This window comes from Marinobacter sp., from assembly GCF_041690615.1.
Lineage (GTDB): Bacteria > Pseudomonadota > Gammaproteobacteria > Pseudomonadales > Oleiphilaceae > Marinobacter.
The window spans coordinates 10,545-18,123 of the sequence record NZ_JAWLGY010000039.1 but is presented as its reverse complement, the minus strand read 5'-3'; the positions used below and the strand labels follow the sequence as shown (position 1 = coordinate 18,123).

The 7,579-nt window shown below is 60.4% G+C and carries 8 protein-coding genes and 1 tRNA gene; 5 read left to right on the top strand and 4 right to left on the bottom strand.

The window, feature by feature from the left end; genetic code table 11:
- Positions 1-13: 13 nt before the first annotated feature.
- The 4 genes from ACESMZ_RS17090 to ACESMZ_RS17075 all read right to left on the bottom strand — a co-directional run bounded on the left by ACESMZ_RS17090 (position 14) and on the right by ACESMZ_RS17075 (position 3,789).
- Positions 14-89: transfer RNA gene (locus tag ACESMZ_RS17090), tRNA-Phe, on the bottom strand.
- Between the two features lie 120 nt (positions 90-209).
- The gene (locus ACESMZ_RS17085) at positions 210-482 is read right to left on the bottom strand and encodes an oxidative damage protection protein (RefSeq protein ID WP_372957518.1); all 273 of its coding nucleotides are present in this window, start codon (positions 480-482) and stop codon (positions 210-212) included.
- 50 nt (positions 483-532) lie between these two features.
- On the bottom strand, positions 533-1,597 hold the full coding sequence (mutY, locus tag ACESMZ_RS17080) for an A/G-specific adenine glycosylase (protein ID WP_372957519.1): 1,065 nt from the start codon (positions 1,595-1,597) through the stop codon (positions 533-535).
- Complete coding sequence (locus ACESMZ_RS17075; protein ID WP_372957520.1) at positions 1,594-3,789, bottom strand: AsmA family protein; 2,196 nt, start codon at positions 3,787-3,789, stop codon at positions 1,594-1,596. Before ACESMZ_RS17075 ends, mutY begins: the two co-directional genes overlap by 4 nt.
- Positions 3,790-3,981: 192 nt before the next feature.
- Here ACESMZ_RS17075 and ACESMZ_RS17070 point away from each other — a divergent pair, with 192 nt between their 5' ends.
- The 5 genes from ACESMZ_RS17070 to hisF form a co-directional block, all read left to right on the top strand.
- Positions 3,982-4,443, top strand: coding sequence for an SRPBCC family protein (locus ACESMZ_RS17070; protein WP_372957521.1), 462 nt, complete (start codon positions 3,982-3,984; stop codon positions 4,441-4,443).
- 108 nt (positions 4,444-4,551) lie between these two features.
- Positions 4,552-5,145, top strand: a complete 594-nt coding sequence (hisB, locus tag ACESMZ_RS17065; protein WP_091851071.1) for an imidazoleglycerol-phosphate dehydratase HisB — start codon at positions 4,552-4,554, stop codon at positions 5,143-5,145.
- Between the two features lie 33 nt (positions 5,146-5,178).
- Positions 5,179-5,820, top strand: coding sequence for an imidazole glycerol phosphate synthase subunit HisH (hisH, locus tag ACESMZ_RS17060; protein WP_372957522.1), 642 nt, complete (start codon positions 5,179-5,181; stop codon positions 5,818-5,820).
- Positions 5,821-6,083: 263 nt separating this feature from the next.
- Positions 6,084-6,821 (top strand): 1-(5-phosphoribosyl)-5-[(5-phosphoribosylamino)methylideneamino]imidazole-4-carboxamide isomerase, encoded by a 738-nt coding sequence (gene hisA, locus ACESMZ_RS17055; protein WP_372957523.1) that lies wholly within the window; start codon positions 6,084-6,086, stop codon positions 6,819-6,821.
- Between the two features lie 9 nt (positions 6,822-6,830).
- Positions 6,831-7,579, top strand: a 749-nt coding sequence (hisF, locus tag ACESMZ_RS17050) for an imidazole glycerol phosphate synthase subunit HisF (protein WP_372973063.1), incomplete at its 3' end; no start/stop codon positions are given.

Sequence of the window (7,579 nt, the reverse complement as noted above, 5' to 3'; positions counted from 1 at the left end):
GTCTGAATTCTAATGGTGCCCGGAGGCGGAATCGAACCACCGACACGGGGATTTTCAATCCCCTGCTCTACCGACTGAGCTATCCGGGCAGGTTGCAGTACTGCTGTGCAACGGGGCGCTATTAAACCGGTTTGGAATCACTGAGTCAAGGGTGCCCGATAAAAATTTCCCGGTGCTTGCAAAAGCTGGGCAAACCTTGATCAGTGGGGTCAATTTTCAGGTGGAACAAAGCCTTCGGCCTTGTCGAAAGGCTCGTTGTTGAAGAAGCGCTCCATCTGCGCTTGCAGGTATTTGCGGGTGTTCGGGTCCATCAGGCTCAGGTGCTTTTCGTTGATCAGCATGGTCTGCTGGGCCTGCCACTCTTCCCAGGCCTGTTTGGAGACGTTCTCGTAGATTTCCTGCCCCTTGGCGCCGGGCATGGGTGGAAAGTCCAGGCCTTCCATCTCTTTCTGGTATTTGCGGCAGAATACGGTGCGGCTCATGGGCGCTCCTGTTTACCTTGAATGTTTGGCTTTTGCGGGATGATAACAGATCAGAGCAGGGTGGCCTGTTCCGGGTTGGTCAGCAGGGTTCTCACCGGGGCGGGCAGGCCCAGGGCGAGCGCTTCGTCGCGGTGTAGCCAGCGGTGTGTGCCCGGCTCCCGGATGGCCAGGTTGCCCGCGACCTGGAGCCGCGCTGGCTGGATATGCAGGTGATAGTGGCTGAAGGTGTGGCGGAATCCACTGATCAGGTCCGGCCGGGTGCAGGTGAGGCCGAAACGCCGCTCGCAGGCTTCTTCCAGTTCATCCGCGCCGAAGGCCGGGTCAAGTTCCGGCAGGCTCCACAGGCCACCCCAGATGCCGCTGGGTGGTCGCTGCTCCAGCAGGATCCGGCCCTCGGCGTCTTCCATGATCAGCATCCAGGTGGCTTTCTCGGGCTTTTCCTTTTTGGGCTTGCGACCGGGGTAGAGGGTTACCTCGTTGCGGGCCCTTGCCTGGCAGCCATCCTGCAGTGGACACTCAGCGCAGGCCGGGCGACTGCGGGTGCAGACCATGGCACCCAGGTCCATGATGGCCTGGGTGTAGTCCCGTGCCCGGGTGTGGGGGGTGTGTTGCTCGGCATGGGTCCACAGGGCATTGAGCGTACTGGTCTGCCCCGGCCATCCGGGCACCGCGTGGTAGCGGGCCAATACCCGTTTTACGTTGCCATCAAGGATGGCTGCGCGGCGATCCCACGCCTGGGCGATGATGGCGGCGGCGGTTGACCGGCCGATTCCCGGCAGTGCTTCGAGTGTTTCCTGGCTGTCTGGAAACTCACCGCCATGATCTTCCATAACCTGGATAGCGGCCTTCTGCAGGTTCCGGGCGCGGGCATAGTAGCCCAGCCCCGACCAGTGGCTGAGCACGTCATCCACCGGCGCTTCTGCCAGGTCCTGAACGGTGGGGAAGCGTTCCATGAAGGCCTGGAAATAGGGGATAACCGTGGTTACCTGGGTTTGCTGGAGCATGATCTCCGACACCCAGACCCGGTAGGCTGTCCGGTTCTCGTGCCACGGCAGGTCATGCCTGCCGTGTTTGGCGTACCATGCAAGAAGGCGTTCGGCGAAGCGGTCTGTCATCGGTTGAACAGGCCCCGGATGGCGTCTTTCACCTTGTCGCCGTCTTCCCCCTCCAGGCGCTCATCGATCTTCTCCCGTACTTTTTCTTCTGCTTTGTCGCGGGCGCGGTCGGTTTCTTCCTTTACCTTTGCCCTGGCGGCATTGGCCGCAATGTCCTTGAGTGTGTCACGGAAGCGGGAGCCGTCGAAGGAGCACATGCCGGCCGGGTCCTCGGTGAAGTTGCCGCGGCACTCCACAGGGATGACGACGTTTTCGACGTACTCGGTAACGCGGCAGGCTTCGTCACGGTGGATCTCGCCGACGATCCGGAGGCCGGCTTCGTAGTCGATTTCGGAGGCGGCCATGTCCACGGTGCCATTACCTTCCAGGCGCATGCCGGCGAGGGCGGCGACCAGGTCGGTGTTGTCCAGGGTGTTGCCGTTGATCTTCAGGGTTCCCTTCATATCGTTAAAGGGCGTCGTTTTGCCCCAGTCTGTGGTGGTCAGGTCTTCCTGGTTCACCATTGCAATGCCCTGGCAGGCCAGCCGGGTCAGGTTCATGCGGGTGAACTGACCTTCCGCCAGGTTGAAGTTCACTGTGCCGTCAGCGTTCCGGCGCAGCACGGAGACGCGGTTGCCCCGGGTGCTCGCATCAATGTCGATATTGGCGGCCCCTGCCAGCATGTCCATTTCCGCCAGGTCCTGCAGCAGTGGCTGGGTTTCCACACCGGATACCTGGGCCCTGAGTCGCCAGGTCGGATCGTCACTGCGGGCATCGATGTTGACGTTGGACTGGAAGCCGCCGTCGTAGAGTTTGCCGCTGAAGTCGCTGAGGCTCAGCTGACCGTTGGACGCCTCAATGGAGGTGTTGATATCGGTGATGGTCAGGTTGCTGATGATCAGCTCACCCAGGCCCAGGTCGATGTCCAGGTCAAGCCCGCGAAGTGTTTCCAGGGGCAGGAGGTCGCCCTCGGTGCTGGCACTTGCAGGTGCTCCGCTGCTGGACGGCTGGCCATCACCACTGTCTTCAGCGGGGGGCGGCAGGTAGCGGTCGGCATCAAGAGCATCACCTTCCAGCTGGAAAGCGAGGGCACCGGACTCGATGTTGTAGCGCGCACCCCCTTCGAACGTGGTGTCATCCAGTACCATGGTCAGCTCCGAAAGTTCCGCAACGCCTGCCGGGCCGGTAAGGTTGGTGCTAAGGGACAGGCGATTGAGTACTTCCGGGTCCGTGGTTTCGATTTCGTCCATGCCCAGGGTCTGCATTAGTTCCCGCAGGGAGAACTCCGCTACCGAAAGTTTGCCGGTTACCTTTGGCTGGGGGCCAAAGCCTTCCACTTCCAGGTCGGTGGTTAGCTCCAGATTTGCCAGAGTGGCACGCAACTCGTCCAGTGTAGCAGTCTCATTCTCCAGGTTGGTCGCCACACCGCCGGTAATCCGGGCCTGGAGGGTGCGGTCAGCAAATGCTTCGCCTGAGAGCCCGAATTTCGCGTCCAGACCGTTAACGGAGAACTGGTTGAGCGCCTCGTTGGCGGTCAGGCGGGCGGAGATGTCACCGTTGACGGTCATCTCTGGCTGGCCGGTATTTACCAGGAAGCCCACCTCCAGTGGAAATTCGGAACCCAGTGCTATCTGGCTGGCCAGCAGGCTGAATTCCTGGAGTACGACCGACTGGCCGGTGGCCATGTCTTCATATTGGACGCTGGCGTCGGTGATACGTATTTCTTCCACGGCAAAGGCGAGCACGTCACCGGATTCGCCGCCGTTCACTGCAGCCTCCTCCTGCGCCGCCTCTGCGGCGGCTTCATCGGCAGTGGGGGGCTCGCCTTCCGGCAGGATGCGGGTCCAGTTGCCGGTGCCGTCCTCCGCTACGGTCAGGCGGGCGTCGAGGCCATCCAGCACGAAGGTGTGAACCTGTGGCGACATGGCGATCAGCGACCAGAAATCCACCTGGGCAACCAGTTGGCGCAGGGCCACGAAACGTTCACCATCGAGAGTGGCTTCCACCTCATTAAGTTCGAGACCGAGGGGGAACAGGGACCATCCGATATCACCGGAGAGATCCAGGTCCAGGTTCGTCTTCTGCTCCACCACGCGCTCGATCTGCGGCTTGTAGGCGTTCGGGTCGATGACAAACACCGCGACGGCAACCGCCGCAATCGCCAGCAAAATCAGGCCGACAATGGCAAAGATGATGTAGCGGACAGCTTTCATGGCACTGGGATCCTTTCAGGTCTTAATCCGGTGAGGGGTCGGGAGCGGGCTCTGGCCCCTGACCAAAGCCTAACGCACAGATTACAAATTAAAAGTGCTCCAAGTATGACAAAATGGCAGGGTTTCGCCACAATAGGACGTTTACCGGTCCCTGATAAAAACCCGGCCGATACAATACTGGAGGACACAGGTGTGGCTTTTACCGTATCCATTGAACTGAACCGTGAGATCGAGCTGGCCGCTCCCTTTGACGAGGTCTTTACGCTGCTGTCGGACGTACCCCGGTCTGTCAGCCACTTCCCCAAGGTGGATCGCCTGGTGGACCTGGGCGACAACACCTATCGCTGGGAAATGGAAAAGATCGGCGTAGACAAGTACTCCATTCAGACCGCCTACGCCTGTCAGTACCATGCGGACAAGGGCGCCGGAAAAGTGACCTGGGTGCCGGTGAAGGGTGAGGGCAACGGTATGGTGGAAGGCAGCTGGACACTAACCGCCGTCGATGACAGGACCACCCGTGCCCGCTTCCAGACCTCCGCCGAGCTGACTCTGCCCCTGCCAGGGCTGCTCAAGATGGCCATCAGTCCCGTAGTGAAACACGAATTCAACGGCCTGGTGGACACCTATATGAACAACCTGAAAAAGGCGTTCTGAAGGGCTGCCGTCTATCGCCGCCATAGCCCTTTAAACGGGACTCTGTCGGGACGAACGGGTATAATTGCCCCCTGATTCAACGCTTGCTTGTCAATTTCCGGAGTTTTCATGGCCGCTCGCAAGGCTCGGGTAGAACGAAATACCCTTGAAACCCAGATCACCGTCGAGATCGACCTGGACGGTACTGGCAAATCCAGTTTCGATACTGGCGTGCCCTTCCTCGAACACATGATGGACCAGATCGCACGCCACGGCCTGGTGGATCTGACCATCAAGTCCACCGGTGACCTGCACATCGACGATCACCACACCGTGGAAGACATCGGCATCACCCTGGGCCAGGCCTTCAAACAGGCGGTGGGTGACAAAAAAGGCATTCGTCGCTACGGCCACGCCTACGTGCCCCTGGACGAAGCCCTGTCACGGGTCGTCATCGACCTCTCCGGCCGTCCGGGCCTGGCGATGGATGTGCCCTACACCCGTGCTTCCGTGGGTGGATTCGACGTGGACCTGTTCGAGGAATTTTTCCACGGTTTCGTCAATCACTCCATGGTGACCCTGCACATCGACAACCTGAAGGGCAAGAACACCCATCACCAGATCGAAACCGTGTTCAAAGCCTTCGGACGCGCCCTGCGCATGGCCATCGAAATGGACGAGCGTATGGCCGGCATCACACCGTCTACCAAGGGATCGCTCTGAGCGGTCCCTGCTGATTCCAGGATTGTTCCACCGATGAATACCGTCGCCATCATCGACTACGGCATGGGAAACCTCCATTCCGCCCGCAAGGCCGTGGAGCACGTCGCCCCGGATGCCCGCGTGCTGGTCACAGACAACGCCGACCAGATCCGCGAAGCCGACCGGGTCATCCTCCCGGGCGTCGGCGCCATCCGCGACTGCATGGCCGAAATGCAACGCCTGGGCGTGGACGAGCTGGTCCGGGAAGTCTCCGTCGACCGCCCGTTCCTGGGCATCTGTGTGGGCATGCAGGCCCTGATGTCCCGCAGCGAAGAAAACGGCGGCGTGGACTGCATCAACCTGTTCGATTCCCAGGTCCGCTTCTTTGGCGAAAACCTGGTCGAAAACGGCGAACGCCTGAAAGTCCCCCACATGGGCTGGAACCAGGTCTGGCAGACCGTCGACCACCCCCTGTGGCACGATATTGACGACGGTGACCGCTTCTACTTCGTACACAGCTACTACGTGGAGTCCGCCGGCAACGATGCCATCGCCGGCCGCACCCACTACGGTGTCGACCTTGCTGCGGCAGTCGCCCGGGATAACATTTTCGCTGTCCAGTTCCACCCGGAAAAAAGCGCCCGGGCGGGTCTGCAGCTGTTGAAGAACTTTACAAACTGGTCAGGTAAAAGCTGATCGCTGCTAGAAGCCCGCACCTGATTGGCGGTCTGTTGGGTGCTAGCCTTCGGCGCTATTTGGATTATACGCACCAGGTTGCCGATTACTCGAAGGTAGTGAGACGGTGGGTGAGAAGCTTTTCCGGGACCTTCGAGAAGAGGGACCTTTTCGAAGAGCCTACATGGATGTATTCACGGCGTGTCCCGGAAAAGCTTATCGCCTGGCGGCTCACGGGCGCCCAACTGCACTATCTGATCCCGGTGTAATTAGGAAACAAGTTTATGCTCATCATTCCCGCTATCGACCTCAAAGACGGCAAATGCGTACGCCTGCGCCAGGGCAAAATGGACGACTCCACCGAATACGGTGACGACCCCGTCGCCATGGCCGACCGCTGGGTCGACGCCGGCGCCCGTCGCCTCCACCTCGTCGACCTCAACGGTGCCTTCGCCGGCGAACCCGTCAACGGCGAAATCGTCCGCGCCATCGCCACAAAATACCCCAACCTGCCGATCCAGATCGGCGGTGGCATCCGCTCTCCGGAAACCATCGAAGCCTACCTCAGGGCCGGCGTACAGTGGGTCATCATCGGTACCAAGGCCGTCAAAGAGCCTGAGTTTGTCACCGAAATGTGCAAACAATTCCCCGGCCACATCATCGTCGGCCTCGACGCCAAAGACGGCCGCGTTGCTACCGACGGCTGGGCTGAAGTCTCCGAAGTCATGGCCACCGACCTGGCCAGACGCTTCGCCAACGATGGCGTCGAAGCCATTGTCTACACCGACATCAGCCGCGATGGCATGATGCAGGGCGTCAACGTTGAAGCAACCGCCGCGCTGGCAGAAGCAGGCGGCATCCCGGTAATTGCCTCTGGCGGCGTTACCAACATGGACGACCTCAAGCGACTGGCAACCGTCGCAGATAAGGGCATTCTCGGGGCCATTACTGGACGGGCCATTTATGAGGGTACCCTGGACGTATCCGAAGCCCAGGCCTTTTGTGACAGCCTGAACCGATAAGGAGCGATCATGGCACTGGCAAAGCGCATCATTCCCTGCCTGGACGTGGACAAGGGCCGTGTGGTCAAGGGCGTCAACTTCGTGGACATTCGCGATGCCGGCGACCCGGTGGAAGTGGCCCGCAAGTACAACGAGCAGGGTGCCGACGAGATCACCTTCCTGGACATCACCGCCAGCCACGAAAGCCGCGACACCACCTATGAAACAGTGGAGCGCATGGCAGCCGAGGTATTTATTCCCCTGACTGTGGGTGGCGGCGTTCGCACGGTGGATGATATCCGCAAACTGCTCAATGCCGGTGCGGACAAGGTTTCCATCAACACCGCCGCCGTCTTCAACCCCGGGTTTGTCCGCGAAGCCGCCGAGCGCTTTGGCAGCCAGTGTATCGTGGTCGCCATTGATGCCAAGCAGGTAAATGGTGACGGCGAGGAGCCCCGCTGGGAGATCTTTACCCATGGTGGGCGCAAGCCTACCGGTCTCGATGCCGTTGAGTGGGCCCGCAAGATGGTGGCCATGGGTGCCGGTGAGTTGCTGCTGACCAGTATGGACCGGGATGGCACCAAGATCGGTTTTGACCTGGGGCTGACCCGGGCGGTGAGTGACGCGGTGGTGGTGCCGGTGATTGCCTCAGGGGGCGTGGGTGAGCTACAGCACCTGGCAGATGGTGTCACCAAAGGTGGTGCCGATGCGGTGCTGGCGGCGTCGATTTTTCACTTCGGACAGCATACGATTCCCGAGGCCAAGGCGTTTATGAAGGC

Coding starts and splice junctions, on each gene's coding strand:
- mutY (WP_372957519.1), bottom strand. CDS start 1,597: ATGACAGACCGCTTCGCCGAACGCCTTCTTGCATGGTACGCCAAACAC.
- ACESMZ_RS17085 (WP_372957518.1), bottom strand. CDS start 482: ATGAGCCGCACCGTATTCTGCCGCAAATACCAGAAAGAGATGGAAGGC.
- hisB (WP_091851071.1), top strand. CDS start 4,552: ATGGCCGCTCGCAAGGCTCGGGTAGAACGAAATACCCTTGAAACCCAG.
- ACESMZ_RS17075 (WP_372957520.1), bottom strand. CDS start 3,789: ATGAAAGCTGTCCGCTACATCATCTTTGCCATTGTCGGCCTGATTTTG.
- hisA (WP_372957523.1), top strand. CDS start 6,084: ATGCTCATCATTCCCGCTATCGACCTCAAAGACGGCAAATGCGTACGC.
- hisH (WP_372957522.1), top strand. CDS start 5,179: ATGAATACCGTCGCCATCATCGACTACGGCATGGGAAACCTCCATTCC.